Source organism: Xenorhabdus budapestensis, assembly GCF_017743015.1.
Lineage (GTDB): Bacteria > Pseudomonadota > Gammaproteobacteria > Enterobacterales > Enterobacteriaceae > Xenorhabdus > Xenorhabdus budapestensis.
In genome coordinates this window covers 2,022,604-2,045,571 of the sequence record NZ_CP072455.1, presented here as the reverse complement: position 1 = coordinate 2,045,571, position 22,968 = coordinate 2,022,604, and the positions used below count along the sequence as shown (strand labels likewise).

General features: G+C 46.6%; 5 protein-coding genes. All 5 read left to right on the top strand.

Annotated features, from left to right (window positions below; genetic code table 11):
* Positions 1-10: 10 nt before the first annotated feature.
* From HGO23_RS09235 to HGO23_RS19920, 5 genes are read left to right on the top strand one after another with little or no spacing between them, the layout of a single operon-like run.
* Positions 11-6,205: a non-ribosomal peptide synthetase gene (locus tag HGO23_RS09235; RefSeq protein ID WP_209028616.1), complete on the top strand. Its 6,195-nt coding sequence runs from the start codon at positions 11-13 to the stop codon at positions 6,203-6,205.
* Complete coding sequence (locus HGO23_RS09230; RefSeq protein WP_209028615.1) at positions 6,202-18,021, top strand: non-ribosomal peptide synthetase/type I polyketide synthase; 11,820 nt, start codon at positions 6,202-6,204, stop codon at positions 18,019-18,021. Before HGO23_RS09235 ends, HGO23_RS09230 begins: the two co-directional genes overlap by 4 nt.
* Positions 18,018-19,127, top strand: a complete 1,110-nt coding sequence (locus HGO23_RS09225; RefSeq protein WP_209028614.1) for a Gfo/Idh/MocA family oxidoreductase — start codon at positions 18,018-18,020, stop codon at positions 19,125-19,127. Before HGO23_RS09230 ends, HGO23_RS09225 begins: the two co-directional genes overlap by 4 nt.
* Before the next feature lie 39 nt (positions 19,128-19,166).
* Positions 19,167-19,943, top strand: coding sequence for a thioesterase II family protein (locus HGO23_RS09220; RefSeq protein ID WP_209028748.1), 777 nt, complete (start codon positions 19,167-19,169; stop codon positions 19,941-19,943).
* Between the two features lie 35 nt (positions 19,944-19,978).
* Positions 19,979-22,933 carry a salicylate synthase gene (locus tag HGO23_RS19920; protein ID WP_342355501.1) on the top strand — a complete coding sequence of 985 codons (2,955 nt, stop codon included), beginning with the start codon at positions 19,979-19,981 and terminating at the stop codon, positions 22,931-22,933.
* The last annotated feature ends 35 nt before the right edge of the window (positions 22,934-22,968 follow it).

The window sequence follows — 22,968 nt, the reverse complement described above, 5'->3', positions numbered from 1 at the left end:
GGATTTCTTCATGCACATGGACCTTCCTTCCCCAGATTCACTGCGCCAGCTTATTTCTGGTCTATTTAACCAAAAAAATATTTTGGTGGGTGATAACGACGATTTAATTCGCAACGGACTGGATTCAATGCAAATAATGGCATTGCTAAACCAATTCAGACGTCAAGGGTATCGCGTCACTCTGCGTGAGCTTTACCAAAATCCAACACTGTATGCCTGGAGCCAGCTTCTACAACGCCATGCACCGCTCTCTCAAACCGTCTCTCAAGATACAACGCCACTGCCACGGATTGCAGATGTTCATCCATTCCCATTAACAGCAGTACAACATGCTTATTTTGTTGGACGTTCACCAGAACAAACATTGGGGGGCGTTGGTTGTCATTTGTATCACGAATTTGATGGTATTGGGCTGGAACCTGAACAATTGGAGGCAGCTATTCATGCTCTGATTCAGCGGCATCCAATGTTGCAAGTACAGTTTTTGCCAGATGGCCGCCAACAAGGAATGGCTCATGCTTACTGGAAAAAATTAACTGTTCACGATCTACGTAACCTGACAGCCAATGAACAACAACAAACGCTGATTAGCATACGTGAACAGCTAAGCCATCGGCTATTACAGGTTGAAAAAGGAGAAACTTTCGATATCCAACTTAGCCTGTTCGGTGATAATCAGCATCGGCTGCATGCGAATATCGATTTACTGATCATGGATGCCGCCAGTTTCAGTCTGTTCTTTACTGAACTGGCGGCATTAATTGCCAAACGTAACTTGCCAGTTATATCCTCTGACTATGATTTTTGCAGTTATCTAACGCAATATCAGGCTCAATTTAAGCAAGCCAGACAAGAAGCCGAGGTATTCTGGCGTAGTCGATTAGACACCTTGCCACTTGCACCTCAGCTCCCCCTGGTCAAAGATCCTGCCCTAATAAAAAATGTCCGGATCCAGCGCAGACATTTCTGTTTAGCGCCTGAGCATTGGGAACATTTTAAACACCTCGCGCAGCAAAATGGGGTAACACCAACCATGGCATTGGCGACCGCATTTGCTGCTTTATTATGTCGCTGGAGCAGTACGATACAAGACCGCGCAATACAAGATAAGGCAACACAAGATAGCGTCACGCGCTTATTGTTTAACCTAACGCTATTTGACAGAACTCCGCTGCATCCTGCGGTTGACAACATCCTGGCAGATTTTACCAATATTCTACTGCTGGATATTCCCGGTAATAATCTACCATTCTGCCAACTAGCTCAAAATGCACAAGCAACGTTTGCCGAAGCATATGAACATCGTCATTGGTCTGGTGTAGAAGTATTGCGTGAGCTTAAGAAACGCGGCAACCACCCACACGGTGCGCCAATTGTGTTTACCAGCAATTTAGGCCGACCTTTATATGGTGAGAATACCCACGATGTTCTGGGAAAACCAAGTTGGGGAATCTCACAGACACCTCAGGTATGGTTAGATTTCGTTGCTTTTGAACATGAAAACACATTGAACATTCAATGGGACAGTAACGATGAACTCTTCCCTGACGGCTTAATGGATACCTTATTCACTGTCTACCAAGGGCTTATTGAGAACCTGACGGAAAACGCCGCTCAGTGGAACGAGAAACTCCCGGATTTGATGCCTGAATCACAATATCAGCTACGACGTCAAATCAACAACACGGTTGAACCGTTACCAAACACTTTGCTGCATGAAGGTGTGTTTACCCAAGCAGAGCGCACACCCCATGCTGTTGCGTTGGTGACTCATCCTAATGAAAAAATCAGTTATGGCGAACTCAGTCTGGCAGCTCGCCAGTTAGCGGCCGCACTGCAAAAAATGTCGGTTATGCCGGGAGATAGAATTGCGATTAGCATGGAAAAAAGCATCGGGCAAATCGTTGCTGTATTAGCCATCCTTTATGTTGGAGGTGTTTACGTTCCAGTTCCGGTGGATCAGCCATTAAATCGACGTCGTGCTATCTGTGAAAGTGCCGGTATCGCTATCGTTATCATTGACCTTAAACAGCAACATGTGGATTGGTCACAAAATATATGCTGTATTTCCTGGCAACAAGATGACCCATTATTACCTTTAACTCACATGGCTAAACGTGCCGTGACCGATCCGGCTTATATTATTTATACCTCTGGTTCAACCGGCATGCCGAAAGGTGTCGTCATCAGTCATCAAAGTGCACTGAATACCTGTCTGGACATCAACCGCCGTCATCAGGTTCAAAGTCGTGATCGATTGCTGGCACTCTCCGCACTGCATTTCGACCTTTCCGTTTACGACATTTTTGGCATTCTCAGTGCCGGAGGAGCACTGGTACTTATTAATGAAGCACAACGGCGCGATCCATCAACTTGGGAAATGTTGATCGAGCAACACAATATTACGTTGTGGAACAGTGTACCGGCACTGTTCGATATGTTGCTGACCTATTGTGAAGGAATGGAAGTCGATGCACCGAAAACGCTTCGTACCGTGATGCTATCTGGAGATTGGATCGGTTTGTCACTGCCTGAACGTTACCGTGCATTCAATCCTGCTGGCGTACTCAGTGCCATGGGAGGTGCAACGGAAGCCGCTATCTGGTCAAACGAATATATTGTCAAAGAAGTTGATCCGCAGTGGCGTTCTATCCCTTATGGCTATCCTCTGGCTAACCAGCGTTACCGTGTCGTGGGTGAAGATGGCCGAGATTGTCCTGACTGGGTTGTCGGTGAACTTTGGATTGGTGGAGCCGGCGTTGCACTAGGCTATTTTAATGATGAAGAACGCACCACCGCTCAATTCAATATCGATCAGGGAGAGCGCTGGTATCGAACTGGTGATCTGGGTTGTTATCATCCCGAAGGCTGGTTGGAATTTATGGGGCGCCGCGACAGTCAGGTCAAAATTGGGGGATATCGCATTGAGCTAGGAGAAGTTGATGCTGCCCTCAATCAAGTAACCGGTATTCGTAAAGGCGTTGCCTTAACCAGTGGCGACAAAGAAAAATCGCTGGTGGCATTCCTTGAATTGGAAGGCGATACCTTATGCCAACGCATAAATCGTGCCCCACAGTTACCGACAACCTACCGTGATCTGTTTCCTGCTGATCTGTTTCCTGCAACACAGGCCATTATCAATAAAACAGATACAACTGGTGACAACAGTGAACCTCAAGTTGCAACATTTTTGCTGGAACATCTGTCTCGTTACGGCATTACGTTTACTTCCCCCCAACCGCTCACCGATTGTCTGAAAGATTACCAGCCTCAACCGGAATATCATGACTGGTTTGCCCGTATGCTGGCGTATCTTTGCCAATGCAATCTATTGGTTGAATCTGAGCATAACGTTTATCAAACTGGATTGTCATCCTCGACATTCAAGAATGAAACTAAAGCAGGATTTATCCCTGAGCGCTGGCATTCTACGCTGCGTAGTATTCTGACCGGACAACAAACCGCAGTCACATTGCTTGATGATCCGCAGTTCGCACCGGAACAACAGCTCTTTGTACTGCCCGAAACTCAACAATGGTTGGCAGGATTAAAGCAGGTTATCGTTGCCCTTTCCCAACGGTTACAACGCCCTGTTACCGTGATGGAGTTCGATGCCCGCAGTGGTCTCTGTGCCCAATGGCTGGCAGAACAGATTACCGATCAACATCTGTCCTATATCGGCTTTGAACGTTCTCAGGCATTCATTAACCAGATGCAAACTCGGTTAAGTGCTCACACTCATATGTCAGTGAAACGCTGGCCTAAGCAAATTCCTGATTCGTTACAACATCAGGCAGATATTATCTTGCTAAACAATGTATTACACCGAGAAGAAGATCCGGCAAACTGTATTGAGGCGTTGATACCTTTAGCACAACCCGGTGCGTTGGTATTGGCAATAGAGTTGCACCACGCTTCATCTATCTCTCTGGTTACCACTGAGTTGCTCTCACCTCACGGTATTCAGCTACGCGCTGCATCACAATGGTTATCTCTTCTGCCGCTACAGACAGAAGCTCCAATTACCCTTGGCAACCTTAGTGTGTTATTAATGCAAGCAAGTGACAACGTCACCGTACCAGATCGGGAAAAAATTAAGTCCGTATTGGCACAATATTTACCGGGATATATGATCCCACAACACTTGCATGTTATTCCTCATCTGCCCCTTACACCTAATGGTAAAATCGACCGTAAAGCTCTGGCACAAGGCTTGCTGTCCGCCACAAAAACCGAAACCGAACCGCACCAGAATGACATGATTCTGTTGAATGCACAGGAGCAAACTGTTGCTGCCATTTGGCAACGTTTGTTGAATACTGAGCAGCCAGGTCGTAACAGCGACTTTTTCCAACTTGGCGGTGACAGTCTTTTGGCTACACGTCTGATCGGTGAACTGGCACAACAAGGCTTGAAAGGTGAACTGAGTCACCTTTTCCGTAACCCGCAATTAGCGGCATTCACCACGACACTTTCTCCACTCATTGCGCCTCTGTCTGAAACCTCATCAGAAACACATTTAACACTAAAAGGACAAGATGAATACCAACCTTTCCCACTGACCGAAGTTCAACAGGCTTATCTGGTTGGGCGTCACCCCGGTTTTACCCTAAGTGGTGTTGGCTCGCATTTCTTTATCGAATACCGGATAGAACAACTAGATGTTCAACGCCTGAACCGAGTATTAAATCGCCTGATCCAGCGTCATCCGATGCTTAGAACCGTGGTTGTTAATGGGCAACAACAAATATTACAAGATGTCCCCTTCTTCTCAGTTAAACAACACCAATTCACTGATATTACTGAGGCGGATACACTACGCGATCGTTTGTCACATCAGGTATTAGATGCCGGACACTGGCCAGTGTTCGATTTCCAACTTGCGCAAGACAACAGCCCTGTTTCCCGATTATTTGTCAGTCTGGATAATTTGCTATTAGATGGCTTGAGTATGCAGATATTGCTGGCTGAATTAGAACAGCTATATCTCAACGAACAACACGAATTGCCACCACTGAGCATCACATTCCGAGAGTGTGTGTTACGTCAGCAACAAACGCCAGTGCATCAAAGTTCGCTACAATATTGGCAAGAACAGGTGAAAACATTACCACTGGCACCACAATTACCATTGCGTATTGTACCGGAAAACGTGCAATCCCCACATTTTGTACGTTATAGCGATCGGTTATCTGCACATGAATGGAAGCAGTTGAAGCAATATGCTGCCCCACATCAGATAACACCTTCCGCGCTCTTGATTGCCGCTTACGCGGTTGTTCTCTCTGCATTCAGCACCAGAGCGGAATTAACCCTTAATCTTACCCTGTTTGATCGTCCACACTGGCATGAGGACATTAATCATATTTTGGGTGATTTTACTTCACTGTCACTTCTCGCCTGGCATCCAGAGAAAAATTGGTTATCAAGTGCACGGCGATTACAACAACAGTTATGGCAGGATCTGGATCACCGCCATATTTCGGCGATCAGAGTGATGCGTGAGCTGGCACAAAATCGTGGCCCGGATGCAGCTACCATGCCTGTTGTTTTCACCAGTGCATTAGGAACTCATGAGGGGAAATTCCTTTCACGTTCATCATGGATGAAACCCGTTTGGGGCATCTCGCAAACGCCACAAATCTGGCTGGATCATCAGGTTTACGAATCTGACGATGAGCTTTGCCTGAACTGGGATGCGGTCGAAGCGTTATTTGAGCCGCATCAGTTGCAAACCATGTTTAACAGCTATATGACGCTATTACGCACCCTCGCGGCACAACCAGAAAGCTGGCATTCAGCGTTAGAACAACTGATGCCACGCCAGCAATGCCTGATGGTTGAAGATAATGCATCCGTTGTTATTGCATCATCACATTCAGAAGGTTGCGATCCAAAGATATGCAGTGAAATTCAACACCTGTTTTTATCTGTAACCAACCACGCCATCAATGTTCAACAGAACTTTTTTGATGCCGGAGCCAATTCGCTACAGTTAATTCAATTGCACGGCAAATTACAACATGCAGGTTTTCACCACCTTGCTGTTACTGATTTATTCGCTTATCCAACTCCAGAAGCACTCAGTTTGCGTTGTCGAAAAGATACTCACGGCGGAAATCAATCGTCGATTACTCTTCGTCAGCGTCAACAACAAAAACGTCTGCAACAACGGGAAAAACGTCATAAAGGAGCTGCACAATGACTGATTTAACGCTTCACTACGATAATTGTGATCCTATCGCAGTGATTGGCCTTGCCTGTCGTTTTCCACAGGCACCAGATAGCGATACTTTCTGGCATAACCTGCAACAAGGGATTGAGTGTACTACCACACTCTCCCGCCAAACATTATTGGATGCAGGTATTCCACCTGAAGTCATTGATAGTGAAAACTTTGTCAATCAGGCAGCGATATTAGAGGATGCGGAACAATTTGACGCCACACTGTTTGGCTATTCGCGTCAGGAAGCAGAAATGCTCGATCCTCAGCAACGCCTGTTTCTGCAAACAGCCTGGCATGCCCTTGAACATGCCGGCTATTCTCCACGTAATGTGCGCCTGAAAACAGGCGTTTTCGCTAGTAGCCGAGTCAGTACTTGGCCTTCATGGTCACAATTCACTATGACCGACATTGGCAAAGTGAAAGGGCTACAAGCGCTAATGAGCAACGATAAAGATTATCTTGCGACGCGTACCGCCTATAAATTAAATCTGAAAGGTCCCGCACTGACAGTACAAACAGCCTGTTCAAGCTCACTGGTTGCTGTGCATATGGCTTGCGAAAACCTGCGTTCCGGTGAATGTGATATGGCACTGGCGGGTGGTGTAGCGGTTTCTTTCCCACAAGAAAGCGGTTACTTGTATCAACCAGGGATGATCTTCTCACCCGATGGGCACTGCCGTCCCTTTGATAGTCAGGCAAACGGCACTTACGGTGGCAATGGCGTTGGTGTTGTTACGCTGAAACGTCTGAGCGATGCGTTACGCGATGGCGATCCTATCATGGCGGTGTTGCGTGGCAGTGCCATTAATAACGACGGCAATGAGAAAGTGGGTTTTACTGCCCCTTCGGTTAATGGTCAGCGCAGTGTAATTACCGAAGCATTACAACTGGCAGATGTCAGCATTGATGATGTCGGAATGATTGAAGCACATGGTACAGGTACACCACTTGGCGATCCAATAGAAGTTGATGCATTACGCAGCATATTCTCCAAACGTAGTGTGGCTGTACCGCCTTGTTACCTTGGTTCAGTGAAAAGCAACATAGGCCATCTCGATACTGCCGCGGGTATTGCCAGTTTGATTAAAACGGTTCTGTCAGTCTGGCATGGTTACATTCCGCCGACTATCAATGTACAGCAACCCAATCCGGCATTGCGGTTGGAAGAAAGCCCATTCAGGCTAGCAACACAAGGGCAACGTTGGACACAAGAACTGCGTACTGCGGGCGTTTCTTCATTCGGTATTGGCGGCACCAACTGCCATATCGTGGTGCAATCATTGCCAGAAGAATTACAGCGTAACCGTGTCAATTATTCTCAAGTTCAAGCACAAAGCACGCCTTTGTTGCTCTCCGCAGCTTCTGAATCTTCACTACGTCAATTGGCACAACGTTACGCTATTGTGCTTGCCTCAGAAAATCATGCTAATTTGGCCTGGACGGCTTTACAGGGGCGCGATCTTTCATTCCCCTGGCGTTTAGCATTGACACTGATACCACAAAATACGGCAAAAAATGCTGCGAGCTTATCCGCTTTTGCGAACCATAGTCCAACACCGGATATTTTTAGCGGACAAGCGAGGAGTGAAAATAAACAACTGTGGCAATTCAGCGGTCAGGGTTGTCAATGGTCTGGCATGGGAAAAGCAATGTATGCCAGCTCTCCTGTTTTCTCCGCTATGTTGGATCGCTGTTGTGTCGCCTGTACCTCTGAGTTGGCACTGCCATTAAAAGCAGTGATGTTTGGAGAGCATGAAGCCGCATTAGCTACCACTGAATATGCACAGCCAGCAATTGTGGCGCATCAGATTGCGCTGGCAGCATATTGGCGATCACTTGGCTTAAAGCCGGATTACGTATTAGGGCACTCCGTTGGCGAATTCGCTGCTGCCGTTGTTGCCGGAATTCTCACGCCGGAGCAAGTGATGCCGCTGGTCGCGGTACGGGGCAAGTTGATGCAAAAATGTGCCCAAGGGGGGGCAATGTTGGCAGTTTTTGCCAACGAAGAAGATATTCTTCCCCTTACGCATACACTGGCATTGGATCTGGCGGTTTGCAATAGTCCACAACACTGGATTTGGGCTGGTACAGAAACAGAAATTGACACACTGACACAACGTCTGGAACAGCAGCAGATCAATTACCAGCGCCTTAACGTTGCCTGCGCAGCACATTCAGCTATGCTTGAACCAATTCTGGAAGAATTTTCTCAGCATTTTTCCCTGTATGGCAACCAGCTACAGCCTGTATCGGGCGAAATTCCGTTAATTTCTACCCTGACAGCAGATATTGCAACTACCGAGCAACTAGGTTCACCAAACTACTGGCGTCACCATATACGTCAGACAGTGCGTTACCATCAAGCGATTGAGTTCGCCCGTCAACAAGGTGTGGCATTATTCGTAGAATTTGGTGCTGATGCACAGCTAACAGGGATCGGACGACGTATCAGTTTGCCACATGAAACCTGGGTTGCCAGTGCGCCTCGTCAAAATATGCCAGAGACAGCTCAGCAAACAGCACTAATGCAACTCTACTGTGCTGGGGCACATCTTGATTGGCCGCGTCTTTTTCCGTTTACCGGATCAAAATGCCATGCTCCTCTCTATCCATTTGACAAACAGCATTATAGCTTCGCTACCGCCAACACTGTGCAACACAATTTTGTACAACATTCGGCCAATACTAATACTGAGCTTGATATTAATTCCCTGCTCGATCCTGCCATTGAGCAAAACGCCAATGCAGCAATACTTCGAGCGCTGTATACCGATGCACTGATCTATCAATGTCATGGGCACAAGACTGAACAAGGTTTCAGTGCCATTGACACGATTCGGGCTGGCCGACTGCAACCTTGCTGGCGCCCTTTGCTAGAACAACTATTGAACCATTGTGTTCAGCAAGGCTATTACCAACAAGTTGTCGGGCCAACAGTCAGTAAAATGTATCGCCCGCTCCGTGCTCTGCCATATGCCAAGCGCCGCTTATTGGAGGCAAATTTACTCACCGATTTCCCTGCATTGATTTATGTTGGCGAACGTTTATTCGCCTTAATGAGTGATCGGGCTGATCTACCTCGCCAGTTAGCGACAACACCGACGACGACAAAATCATGGCTTCCTGCACCACAACCTTGCCCTGATACTCACTATGTTCTGCATTGGCGCACCATAAAGACTGTAGATAAACCAAGATTTTCAACGAGGTATACTCTTCGTTCATCAACAGCGAGTGACACAATTGCTCAACATTGGCGTCAGGCAGGCATTAATTTACAGCCGGAAAGCGGAAATACATTATTACTGCTCCAGGGTGATGATGTTGGTGAATTGTGTGATCAGGTTATTAGCGAATTAAAACGTGATGAAACAACATCCTTAACCGTTGTAACTTGCTGTGCTCAACCTGAAAGCACCTTATCAAAAGAGGATATCAATCCCGCTCAATACGCCGTCTGGGCACTGTTGCGGGTTGCGGTTGAAGAGTATCCCCATCGCCATATTCAGGCGATTGATATCACCGATATCAATGATACCGATGCTTTGTTATTAGCACTCGGTTATCTGAATGAACAACATCGCTGGCTGAAAGTACGCGGAAATCAAGTGGCTGTCCCTGTTTTACAGCGTCAGCCATTTATGTTATCGCAGCAACCAATGTCGATTCCCCATCAGGGTTGGCACATCGTTATTGGTGGTATGGGTGGGATCGGGCAAATTTCTATCCGTTGGTTGCTGGCTCAAGGTGCTCGTAAGGTTGCTGTGTTTGCCCGCCGCAAACATGAGAACTGGGATGCTTTTGTCCAAGAGCTGTCACTGAGTGGCGAATGCGAAATACGCTGGATTAATGTTGATGTCACTGACACATCAACTTTGTTAAATGCCGTGCAATCACTGGCACAAGAAGATGGTATTGCTGGCGCGATTCATGCCGCCGGTATTGCTGATCATACTCCGCTGGCAAAACTTGAGCGTCAACATCTGTTGCAAATGTTATGTGTAAAATCCCAGAGCGCGTCAACGTTACATACGGTACTTCAGCAACATAAGGCAAAATACCTGCTGCTTCATGCTTCCGCTGCTTCCATGTTAGGTGCTCAGGGACAAGGCTCTTATGCCGTCACCAACGCTTGTCTGGAATCTTTAGCACTGACCGCAACCACTCCATTGATGGCAAATACATTGATGGTAAAAACGTTAGTTTGGGGTGTTTGGGGTGGCATTGGCATGGCCAGCGATCGGCGATTAGTGGAAAAACTAGCGCAAGATGGCATGTTACCATTCAGTGTCAATGAAGGAATCTGGCATCTCAATCAATCCCTGCGTACCGCTTCTCCTTGCTATCTGGCAATGCGGTTAGATGAGCGTCATCCTGACATTTTGCGGCGTTTGCAGGCTGACACAGCCCATACCGCTACAATGCCGACATCTGCATTCGCTGCTGATAACGCGCTCTATCAGGACAGTAAACAGCGGCTTCATTGGCTACATCAGCATATTGCAACATTATTGCGCTTAGAACAGCCTGAACGTCTGGAGCCCCAACAAGATCTATTACAATTCGGTTTGGATTCCTTACTGTTCCTTGAACTAAATACGGTAATTCACCAGCAATTTGGTTTCAGATTAACCGCTGAATTGGCCTATCAGAATATGACACTGGAGGGGCTTAATACGCTTATTGGCGACGCATTGCCTGAACAAGCCTCTGTATCCGCTCAGCCTGAGATCATTATTGACAGTGCCCAACACCATGAACCATTTCCTCTGACACCCATTCAGCACGCTTACTGGGTTGGTCGTACCCAGGCCATTGATTTTGGTGGTGTGGCATGTCACGTCCTGTTTGAATGGGATCTGACACTGAACAGCTTTGATATCCCACGTTTTGAAAAGGCATGGAATGCTTTAATTCAGCGTCATGGCATGTTGCGCATGATCGTTGATGAAGATGGGCAACAGAGAATTCTGTCTGAAACACCTTGGTATGTTTTATCGCAGGATGATTTGCGAACGCTGGACGATACAGCCTGCGAACAAGCTTTAGCTCAGCGTCGTCATACTCTTTCTTATCAAGTGCCGCCTGCGGAACAGTGGCCACTGTTTGAAGTCTCTGTTTCCCTGCTGCCGAATGAGCGTTGCCGCTTACATATGAACTTGGATCTGTTGCAGTTTGACGTACAGAGTTTCCGGATCATGATGGACGATCTACAACGAGCTTATCACCAGCAACAACCACTGGCTCCACAAACATTTACTTTCCGCGACTATGTGATGGCAGAACAAGCACAACGTGAAAGTAAAGAGTGGCGCGCATCATGGGCATACTGGCAGGAACAATTACTTTCACTGCCTCCTGCGCCAAGATTACCGTTGAACCCACAATTACCTCAGCGTAGCCAGCCACAATTCACGACTTATGAAGGTCGGCTGGCACAATCTGACTGGCAAATACTTAAACAAAGCTGGAAAAAATGGGGAGTCACACCTTCCGCGGGTCTGCTAACACTATTTGCCCATACGCTTGAATGGTACAGCCGCCATCCGCTGTTTACCCTCAACCTGACATTTTTTAACCGCCAGCCTTTCCATCCAGAGGTTCAAGAGCTGATTGGTGATTTTACCTCCGTCATGCTGATGGATTTTGATTTACGCAAAACCACCTCCCTGCGTGCCAGCATGGAAAAAACCCAGGCTTTGCTCTGGCAACGGCTGAGTCATAGTCATGTCAATGGGGTTGAAGTGCTGCGGGAATTGGGTCGCCAGCAATCTGGTGAAGCCCAAAACAGGCAACCTCTGACACCGGTTGTTTTCACCAGTATGTTGGGGATGGCACAAGAAGGTGTCGCAATTAAACAATCCATCACTCAATTACTGGGCGATCCGGTCTTTGTGCTGAGCCAAACGCCACAAGTCTGGCTGGATCATCAGGTTATGGAAGTGGATGGTGATCTGCTATTTAACTGGTATTGCATGGACGATGTACTGGAAGCGGGAGTCATTGAAGCACTATTTACTGCCTATAACACGCTGTTAGTGCAAGTTATGCAAATTTGCCGCCAGCCTGAACGTCTGGAACATTATGATCTGCATACGCCACCTGCCGGTCATACTCGTTATGACTTCTGGCCACAACACCCCGCATTGCATCAGGCCGAACAATATCTGCGTTCTCAACCTGAAATACGGTTAGCAGAAATTCAGCCACGTCAGGACGATACTCAGGGTTACAATTTATGGCTGGTAGCAGAAGATAATGTGTCATTATCGTTGCCAGAACCATCGTTTTCAGAACCATTGGTGATAAACACTGAAGTCTTACCGCTGCCGACGTTAACGGAACAACAGGCATTTGAACATTCCTGGCAGCATATTGAGCAACAGGCGTTATTGGGTCTGGGACAGACCTTACTGCGCCATAACCTGTTCACGTCTTCACAACAATGTCACTCTCGTGAAGAGATTGAACAACGCTTACAACTGGCACCACAGTATCAACGCTTGCTTACCCAATGGTTAGCATTATTAAGCAAGCAAGGATTTATGGAAAAAATCGCTGGTGGATACCGTTGTCTGCAACCACTCAGCCAGATCCCTGCTCCTACGGCAAAACTGGATAATGCCGTGTGGTGCCAAACCATCAGCCGTTATGTGACAACCTGTATAGACCAACATGACACTCTGCTTGCCGGGCGTGGCAATGCATTGGAACTGCTGTTTGCTGATAAACAAACTACAGCCAGCCTTTACAGCGAAAACCCTGCGTTACGTTGCCTGAACCAGACTGCCGCTGAAATTGTCCGACAATTGAGCCAAACATCTGAACATTTCACTGTGCTGGAAGTCGGTGCAGGCACAGGTGCTACATCAAAAAGAGTGCTTAAACAGAATGCTCAATGCATTAAAAGTTACCACTTTACTGATGTTTCACCGCTATTTTTGGATGATGCTCGCCAGTCATTTAAGCACTATGGTGAAACCGTAAAATTTGCCCTGTTCGACATTAACCAGCGCATTGATTTTAACCAACATCCTGCATCTGGTTACGACCTGATTATGGCGGTTAACGTCTTACATGATGCCATCCATTTAAGAAATACCTTGAAGCGTCTGTCCCTATTACTAAAAGTCGGTGGATGGTTGCTGATTATTGAATCCACCAAGCGTGAAAGTGCTATGCAACTCGCCAGTGTCGGATTTATTGAAGGTATTAATGCCTGGGCCGATGATCGCGGTGATGATCAAGGTAATAGCGCATTGCTGGAACTTGCGGACTGGCGTAAATGTCTGGAGAAATCCGGTTATCGGGTTTCACTGGAATGGCCGGGACAGGATGGGCCAGAATTGCATCAACAATTGATTCTGGCACGATCCGAACAGCAGGCACGACTGAATGTCAATGAAATCGCGGTACAATTTTCTGCCTTACCTTACCCATTACATATTCAGCAGCAAGAGCAGTTACCATTGGCAGCATTACCAACAATGACCGCGAAAGATAACATGGCACAATCGGTAACCACGGAAGCTGGACAACCGGAAACGGCAGATGATCAGCTTCATGGTATTGAACAGCAAGTTATTGCGCTCTGGAACTCACTGCTTCCTCAAACAATTCAACGTCACAGTGACTTTTTCCAAAGTGGCGGCGATAGCTTGATTGCGACCCGCATGGTAGTGCAACTACGTCGCCAGGGTTACGAACAAGCCAATCTGCAACAACTGTTTGAACATCCTAAGTTGAATGAATTTTGTCGTACCCTGCGGATTATTGAGGCAAATTCAACAACACTGGTTACACCACATCACACAGAATCAGCATCAGAGCAGATTCTGCCACTCACCGCTCTGCAATATGCTTATTGGTTAGGAGAGAGCCAACTGTTTCAATTTGGCAATGGGATTGCCCACTTCTATGCCGAGCTGGCTATTGACGGGCTCGATCTGCCTCGTTTTACTGCCGCCTGGAACCGTGTGATAAACCATCATGGGCAATTACGCGGTTACGTAAAAGAGGGGCAGTACCATATTCTGCCAGAAGTGCCCTGCTATACGCCGACAATCATTGATTGTCGTGACATGACACAAGAGAAACGCGAGACACAACTGAACAATGCCCGAAACACTCTGCGTACTCAAGGCGTTCCTAGCGACAACTGGCCGTTATTTGATTTAACGCTGTACCATACCGATGACCGGACACACTTATTGCACCTGACTATTGACCTACTGGTAGCAGATGGCAAAAGTCTGACCTTAATCTTGCGTGATTTACACCACTGGTATCAGGAACCTGACTGGCAACCTGAACCGCCAGCAACAACTATTGCTGACTATATTCAGGCTCTGGAGAATGAGAAAGCCGGAGAAGCCTGGCAACAAAGCCGGCAATACTGGCTTGATCGCTTACCTTCAATTCCTGATGCACCAGTGTTACCACTGAAAGATCATCAGTCACAACAACTCGATCAACAGTGCCTGACAGGATATATCAGCTCACAACAATGGCAGCGTTTGCAACAACGTGCGGCAGAACACCGGGTATCACCATCCCAAGTCATGCTCACACTATTTGCTCATATTCTGTCGGTATGGAGCAACAGCGAACATTTCACTATCAATGTTTTGCATGGCAATCGCCTGTTAATGCCACAACATTGCGATATGCTGGTCGGCAATTTGTCCACCACCTCATTGCTGGAAGTCGATTTACACAATATCTCTGGATTTAGCGATGCCATAAACCGGATTCAAAAACAATGGATAGCGGATCTTCAACACGCACTGTTTGACGGGCAATTGGTACTCAGGGAGAAAAATCAACATCGCCATAACCTGAATGCCGGTATGCCGATCGTATTCAACGATACCACTGGTACTGCGGGCAAAGGGCCATCAGGATTAGGAACACTCAATCTCTTTGGTGCGCAAACACCTCATGTTTATCTTGACTGTATGCTAATTTCCGGTACAGAAGGTGGGGTCACCATACAATGGGCGATCTTGCCGCAACTGTTTCAGCCTCAAGTAGCAGAAAATATGTTTGACCATTATCAAGCCAGTATCATTGCACTGCTCGAACCGGATTACCAATGGAGTGCTCCACTTCCTGACTGGCTTCCGGCAAGTGATCGCACTTTATGCCAGAACAGCAATGCGACAAAAAACGTTTTTCCACCCCATACACTTTGCTCGTTGATTGAACAGGCAGTAAATCGTTATCCACAACATATCGCCGTTGTCGATGCTTGTTGTCAGTTAGACTATCGCACTTTGTGGTCACAAAGCCTGACACTGGCGGCTCATCTGCAAGCACAAGAGAATCAGACCTCGCCTCTGGTTGGTGTGGTGATGGAAAAAGGCCGGGAACAGGTTATTGCGGTTATTGCGACTTTATTAGCAGGACGGGCTTATCTGCCTATTGATGCCAGCTATCCGCAACAACGGATTCATCAGCTATTGGCATCAGGGGAAGTTGATACCGTACTGACTCAACCTAAGTTCGCTCAACAGTTGAATTGGCCCGACAATGTCCAGATCATCCCTCTGGATGAAACATTACTCAACAAGTTGCCAACCACCAGCAAACCAAGTTTATCCGTACACCCTGAAGATCTGGCTTATGTTATCTTCACCTCCGGTTCTACCGGAACACCAAAAGGCGTAATGATTGATCATCAAGGCGCAGTCAATACTATTCTCGATATTAACCAGCGCATTGCACTCAATGAGCACGATAGCATACTGGCAATCTCAGAGTTAACCTTCGATCTCTCCGTTTATGACCTGTTCGGCACGCTAAGCTGTGGGGCAAAACTAGTAATCCCTGCTACTGGTGACAATCGGCAGCCGGACAAACTATTAGCATGGTTACATCAAGAATCAGTGACTGTCTGGAACTCCGTTCCCGCATTTGTGCAATTGCTTGAGGAATATGCCCGTAGCTATCCCCATTCCCTACACAGCCTACGTTGGGTGTTGATGAGTGGTGACTGGATACCAACCAATTTACCGACCAAATTACATACGCTTCACCCTGAGTTAAATCTCCTTAGTTTAGGAGGTGCAACCGAAGCATCAATCTGGTCTATTGCCTATCCTATCGCACAGGTCGATCCAAATTGGCGCAGCATTCCATATGGTAAGCCTCTGGCTAATCAGACTTTCCATGTGCTTAATGCAGCACTCTCGCCTTGCCCTGTCTGGGTAACCGGTGAGTTATATATTGGTGGACAAGGTCTGGCACTGGGTTATTGGGCCGATGCTGAAAAAACGAAACATGCTTTTATCACGCATCCTCAAACAGGTGAGAGGCTTTACCGTACAGGTGATTTAGGGCGCCGGCTCCCAGACGGGAATATCGAATTTCTGGGGCGCAATGATCACCAGATTAAAATCCGTGGCTACCGAATTGAGTTAGGCGAAATTGAGCACCGTTTATGTGAACATCCTGCGATACAACAAGCGTTAGTATTTTCTCATACAACGTCAACCGGTGCATTACAACTGGTTGCGGGCTTACGTTTAACTGACAACGCGCCGCTATCTACCGAACTTTTACCAATACTACCTCACTGGTTGCAGCAAACCTTACCAATTTGGATGTGTCCGCAGCAATTTCTCATTCTCGATGCGATACCTGTATCCGACAACGGTAAAATCGACAGACGCACATTGGTTACTCTGGTTGAAAAAGCACAAGAAGTTAATTCAACACCATCGGCAGCCCTCAGCACGACAGGACACACTATATTAAGCCTGTGGGAATCAGTATTAGAGCAACAAAGTATCAATGTGCATGAGAGTTTCTTTACTCTTGGAGGAGATTCTCTGGCGGCAGTACGGTTAATGGTGAAAATCAACCAGACCTTCAATTGCCAGTATCCACTCAGCCTGCTGCAAACTTACGATACGGTGCATTCATTAGCTGAATTTATTGAGCATCAACCGGAAGATACCTGCCAAAGGGTAATCTTAAACGAGGGAAGCACTGAAAAACCTGCTTTATTTATCGTCCATCCTATTGGTGGACATCTGCTGGGATATCGCCATCTGGCGGCCAATTTCGGCGATCAGCGCCTGATTGGGTTAGCATTTGCCCCAGATAACCTGAATACCGATAGACCTACCATTGCAGCGTTGGCGGCTGACTATATCAACCAAATCCGTACCTTCCAGCCTAAAGGACCTTATGCACTGGCAGGTTGGTCTTTTGGAGGATTGGTGGCCTATGAAATGGCGCATCAATTACGTGCTGCGGGTGAAAACGTTTCTCATTGCATCCTGATTGATAGTTTCGCTCCAAACGTGCGCCCTGATCTGATTTTGGATGATACATTCTGCCACCGTCATTTCCTGCTCGATTTACAGGGACAATTCCCCGATCTGACGCTGGATAATCGCACGATTGCGGCCAATACCGAGACATTCCTGCAAACGCTGCATGAGGCCCTGCCACAATCTGCACAGATTGATAGCTCGCTGACTGAGCTCTACACCGTATGGCGCCATAATCTGTGTGCATTGCTTGATTACTGCCCACCACGGACTTCACAGCCTTTCAGCCTTATCCGGGCCGCGCAAGCATTACCTGATTTTATGGATTATCTCGATCCAACAACAATCACCTCAGTGGATCTCGGCTGGCAAGTTTTCGGACCTGTCAGCGTGACACAACTTGACGGTAATCACTACAGCTTATTCCAACATAAACATGTCAGCTCTCTGGTTATTTGTCTGAAAAAAATTCTGCATTCAATCCCAGCTATTGAGCCTGTTAAGGGGAACATATGATAAAGCCACGGCGGGTTCTGATTGTCGGTGCCAAATTTGGCGAACTGTACGTTAATGCATTCCTGCAACCTCGGCCAGATCTGGAGCTGGCCGGTATTCTGGCGCAAGGAAGTCCTCGCTCGCAGCAACTGGCCCGTGATTTCAATGTGCCACTGTTTCGTTCATTGGATGAATTGCCGGACGACATTGATATCGCCTGTGTAGTCATACGCGCAGAAGTCATTGGTGGCAAAGGTGATCAATTAACCCAAGAATTATTGGCACGGGGTATTTCTGTTATTCAGGAACATCCGCTTGATGCAGAAGCCATCAAACGGCACCAATCAGTTGCTGAAAAACAAGGAGCTATATTTTGGGTAAATAGCTTTTACAGCCAATGCCATGCTGGCAGAAGTTGGTTACATGCAGCACATCAAATTAGCCGCTTATCACGGCAACGTCCGATAAATGGCTATCTGACAACCAGCCGTCAGTTGCTGTTTTCCGCCCTTGACCTGTTACTACAAGCCTGTCATTGCCCGGAACAGATAGAAATAGCCTATGTGGGTCAACGGAGTAATGCATTTCATTGCTTTGAACTGCGTCTGGCAGGGACAACCATCGCGTTAGACGTTCAATCCTATCTCGATCCGAAAGATCCCGATATGCACAACCTTGTCATGCACAAGATGACGCTGGTTTGGCCTGCGGGTTATCTGACGCAAGAAGCCAGTTATGGACCGGTGATCTGGACACCGGTTCTGCATGCCCCAAACCATCTGAATAGTAATCAGAGTCTCTATCTGACTGCCGGTCAGCCGGATGGTACTTATCAACACCAAACAACATCACAAATTCTTTGCCCGGCAACCAAAGACTGGATGACAGCATTTGAATGTGATGGTGCTGAGGGCGTGGCATTTCTACTTAATACCTTAAGTTCTGTATTGAATGGCGCACTCCGCCCTCCCGCTTTTAGTGACGACTATCAACAACAGTTGGCAAGCTTGTGGCAACAAATTCTGCGTATGATGGGAGAGCCTGTTATTCAGGATTTACCGCCTCCAGTCTGGATTGAACCGGCTCAATTGATGCTGGCTACTGATGCTAATGATGATGTTAATTAAGGAAGAATGCTGATGAAATGGGCACTCCCTGTACATCCGATGATTCGCCCGTACCTAACACCTCGTGGCGAACCCAAATACACTCTACTAATTTGCCCCTTTGCCGGGGGCAGCAGCAGTGCATTTCACCAATGGTCTACTCTGGAAAATCCAGATATAGCCGTTTCGCTAGTGATTTATCCCGGACGTGACAGCCGTATGAATGAACGTGCGGTCACCAGCATTGCACCATTAGCTCAATCACTTTCTGAATTGCTCGTGTCACTAACACCTGCCCAGAGAGAAAACCTGATACTGATTGGTCACAGTATGGGAGCTCAGGTCGCTTTTGAAACTTGCCAACACCTTGAACAACATAATTGTTCTCCTAAAGCACTGGTACTTTCGGGGTGTCATGCCCCTCATCTTCAATCTCGTCGTCAATTGAGTGGATTACCTGATTATGAATTTATTGAACAACTCATTGATATTGGCGGTTGCAGCCCGATGTTACGCGAAGATCCCGGATTGCTGGCGCTGTTCTTACCCATGTTACGTGCTGATTTCTGGGCTACAGAACATTATCAACAGGTTATTCAATCTGGCTCAATAAAACTGCAAACACCAACCTTGTTGCTTTATGGCAACGAAGACAAAGAGGCTTCTGCTCTGGAAGTTCAGCAGTGGCATCACTGGCTTGCCAGTGACAAACAAAACCTTTCGCATTGCTGCCAAGAGATTATCGGCAATCATTTTTATATCACGCAAAAACCTCAAAGTTTTATCCGTCACATTACACAATTTATGCAATATGTTTATCCACAGGAGTTCGTATAATGGCATCTTATTCAATCCCAGGAAGAAATTTTACTATGACGCCAGACTATCTTTGGAATGGCAAAACCATAGACCAACAGCTTACCGGATGGTCGAAAACCTGGGGGAATAAAACAGCACTGATCTATCAAGAACAACATCTGACTTACCATGAACTCCATCAACTTGCGGAAAGGCTGGCAAGTGGATTATCTCAGCGGGGAATATGTCGTGGTGACAACATCATGGTGCAATTGCCTAACTGCATCTCCTTTGTTGTCACCTGTTTTGCCCTGTTTAGATTAGGTGCTCATCCAGTATTATTAATGCCGACACAACGGGCCCATGATGTTCATGCACTTTGCCAGATTGCCCGTCCGGTGGCTTACATTATCCCTGATTGTATCCATGGTTTTGATTACCGAGAAATGGCACGGGAAGTGGCAGCGTCTTGCCCTGAGATGAAACATATTATTGTTGATGGGGAAGCAGAAGAATTTACTGCTTTATCCTCCATTGATGGTGAACCACTCGATATTTCTGTTTCTGGCCCATGTTACGGTGATATTGCCGTCCTCCTACTTTCCGGAGGAACAACTGGCACACCGAAATTAATTCCACGCACTCACGATGCCTATACTTATGACTTTGTGCTGTCAGCTCGCTTGTGCTCAATTAATACCGAAAGCGTTTATTTAGCAGTACTGCCTGTTGCACATAATTTCACCTTAGGCAGCCCCGGTATTCTGGGCACACTTTCTCAAGGAGGATGTGTCCTCTTAAGTAATACCGCCAGTTGTGATGAAGCCATGCCATTAATTAAACAGTATAAGGTGACACATACTGCGTTAGTTCCGGCGCTTGCCCGACTCTGGGAACAGGCTCGTGACTGGGAACAAAGCGATCTTTCCTCCCTGCGTTGTTTACAAGCCGGTGGAGGCAGACTTACACCAGAACTGGCAAAACAGGTGATGACACGCCTTGGGCCTTTGCAACAGGTATTTGGCACCGCAGAAGGATTACTTTGCTATACCCGACTGGATGATCCTGATGAGGTCATTATTAACACCCAAGGTCGCCCACTATCAGAAGAAGATGAGATCAAAATTGTTGACGCCAATCTGCAATCTGTCCCCGCCGGTGAAGTAGGCGAATTGATTACACGAGGCCCTTACACCATTACGGGATACTACCGCGCTGAGCAACATAATACCATCGCCTTCACCACTGATGGATTCTATCGTACCGGCGATTTGGTTCGTATGAGATCAGATGGCAACCTGATCGTTGAAGGACGCATTAAAGAGCAGATCAACCGCAGTGGCGAGAAAATTTCAACGCAAGAAATTGAAACATTACTGCTGCAACATCCAAATATTGATGACGTAGTTGTCATCGCTGTTCCTGATGAACTCTTGGGTGAACGAATTTGCGCTTGCATACCAAAGAATATTAACCAACCGGAACCTACACAGATACAGGCATTTTTACATCAGAAAGGCGTTCAGCGCCATAAGGTCCCTGATCAATGGTTGTTTGTGGCGTATTGGCCATTAACCACAGTAGGAAAAATAGACAAACGTCAGTTGGTACAGATGGCACAAACAGAACATACAGAGCAAACGAAACAAGCAGAAGAAAATAACAACCCAATGCAGCAATATCATGAACACACTATCACTATTACCAGCACTCCATTAGATCTGGTCACTCATTTACTTGCAGATCTTACAGATAATAATACACAACCTTGTACACTCTACGAGATCAAAGGTGAATGGTCATTGGGGATTGGCTGTGCAGCCACTATAAGTGCAAATGCATCTGGACAACTAATTGATTCAAAAGGTGATCGACATCCATACGATATCAGTACGTTAAGCCAAAAACTTGAGCAGGTTCTCAACGACCTTTCTATCAAAGACTGGCGTGCTTATGGCAGAACATTATTTGAGTTTTCTCATATGACATATGGGATACCATTAGCTTCATCATTAGAACAACAAAATGAAGCATTAATAAAAATCACTGTTCCGCAGCATGAATTACGCATAATTCAAGGGCAAGTTCTGATACGAACACTTGAAGAAAACCAGCTCACTATATTGAGCGAAAAAATCAGACAAGCTGATCAAGTCGGTACACCAACTTTCCCATATACAAAAGAGCTGGAAATTATCAACATAGCAGACGCAGAAAAAAATTATCAAGATAACGTAGCGAATGTGGTAAAAGATATTGTCACAGGCCACTACCAAAAAATAATCCTCTCACGCAAAGTTCAGCTTGGTTCAAATGTGGATATAACACACAGTTATTGGTTGGGCCGTCAGGCTAACACCCCTGCCCGCTCTTTCTTCTTACGGGATGAAGAATTTTCTGCTTACGGTTTCAGCCCAGAAACTGTGGTTGAGGCAGATAGTACTGGTTGGATTAATAGCCAACCATTGGCAGGTACAAGAGCATTGACACATGACAAAATGCAAGATCAAAAGCTACGTGCCGATTTACTTTCTGATCCGAAAGAAATCGCTGAGCACGCGGTGTCGACCAAACTTGCATTAGAAGAATTAACCCCAATTTGTCAGGCAGACACGCTTTGTGTATCAGAATTTATGGCTATTCGTGAACGAGGTTCGGTACAACATTTGGCATCACGCGTAAAAGGATTACTACAAACAGACAAAAATCGTTGGGATGCATTCATTGCCTTATTCCCGGCAGTAACCGCTTCAGGGATACCGAAAAAACCTTCTTTACAAGCTATTTCACATTATGAAGGTGAACCTCGTCGGCTTTATGGTGGTTGTGTCATGTTATTGGATAGCTCAGGTAAATTAGACGCAGCTCTGGTATTACGTTCTCTTTATCAGCATAAAGAACACTGTTGGCTACAGGCTGGTGCTGGACTGGTCAGAGATTCAAAACCAGAAAGAGAATGGCAGGAAACCTGCGAAAAACTTGAGTGCATTATTAAATATGTTCGCCCTTATTCCGACAAAAAAGACTAAAAGTCTATTGAAGTAAGCCGTAATGCTATAGTAAC

What these genes read in the sequence shown, in the direction of transcription:
- HGO23_RS19920 (WP_342355501.1), top strand. Translation starts at nt 19,979, where the DNA reads ATGACGCCAGACTATCTTTGGAATGGCAAAACCATAGACCAACAGCTT.
- HGO23_RS09225 (WP_209028614.1), top strand. Translation starts at nt 18,018, where the DNA reads ATGATAAAGCCACGGCGGGTTCTGATTGTCGGTGCCAAATTTGGCGAA.
- HGO23_RS09220 (WP_209028748.1), top strand. Translation starts at nt 19,167, where the DNA reads ATGATTCGCCCGTACCTAACACCTCGTGGCGAACCCAAATACACTCTA.
- HGO23_RS09235 (WP_209028616.1), top strand. Translation starts at nt 11, where the DNA reads ATGCACATGGACCTTCCTTCCCCAGATTCACTGCGCCAGCTTATTTCT.
- HGO23_RS09230 (WP_209028615.1), top strand. Translation starts at nt 6,202, where the DNA reads ATGACTGATTTAACGCTTCACTACGATAATTGTGATCCTATCGCAGTG.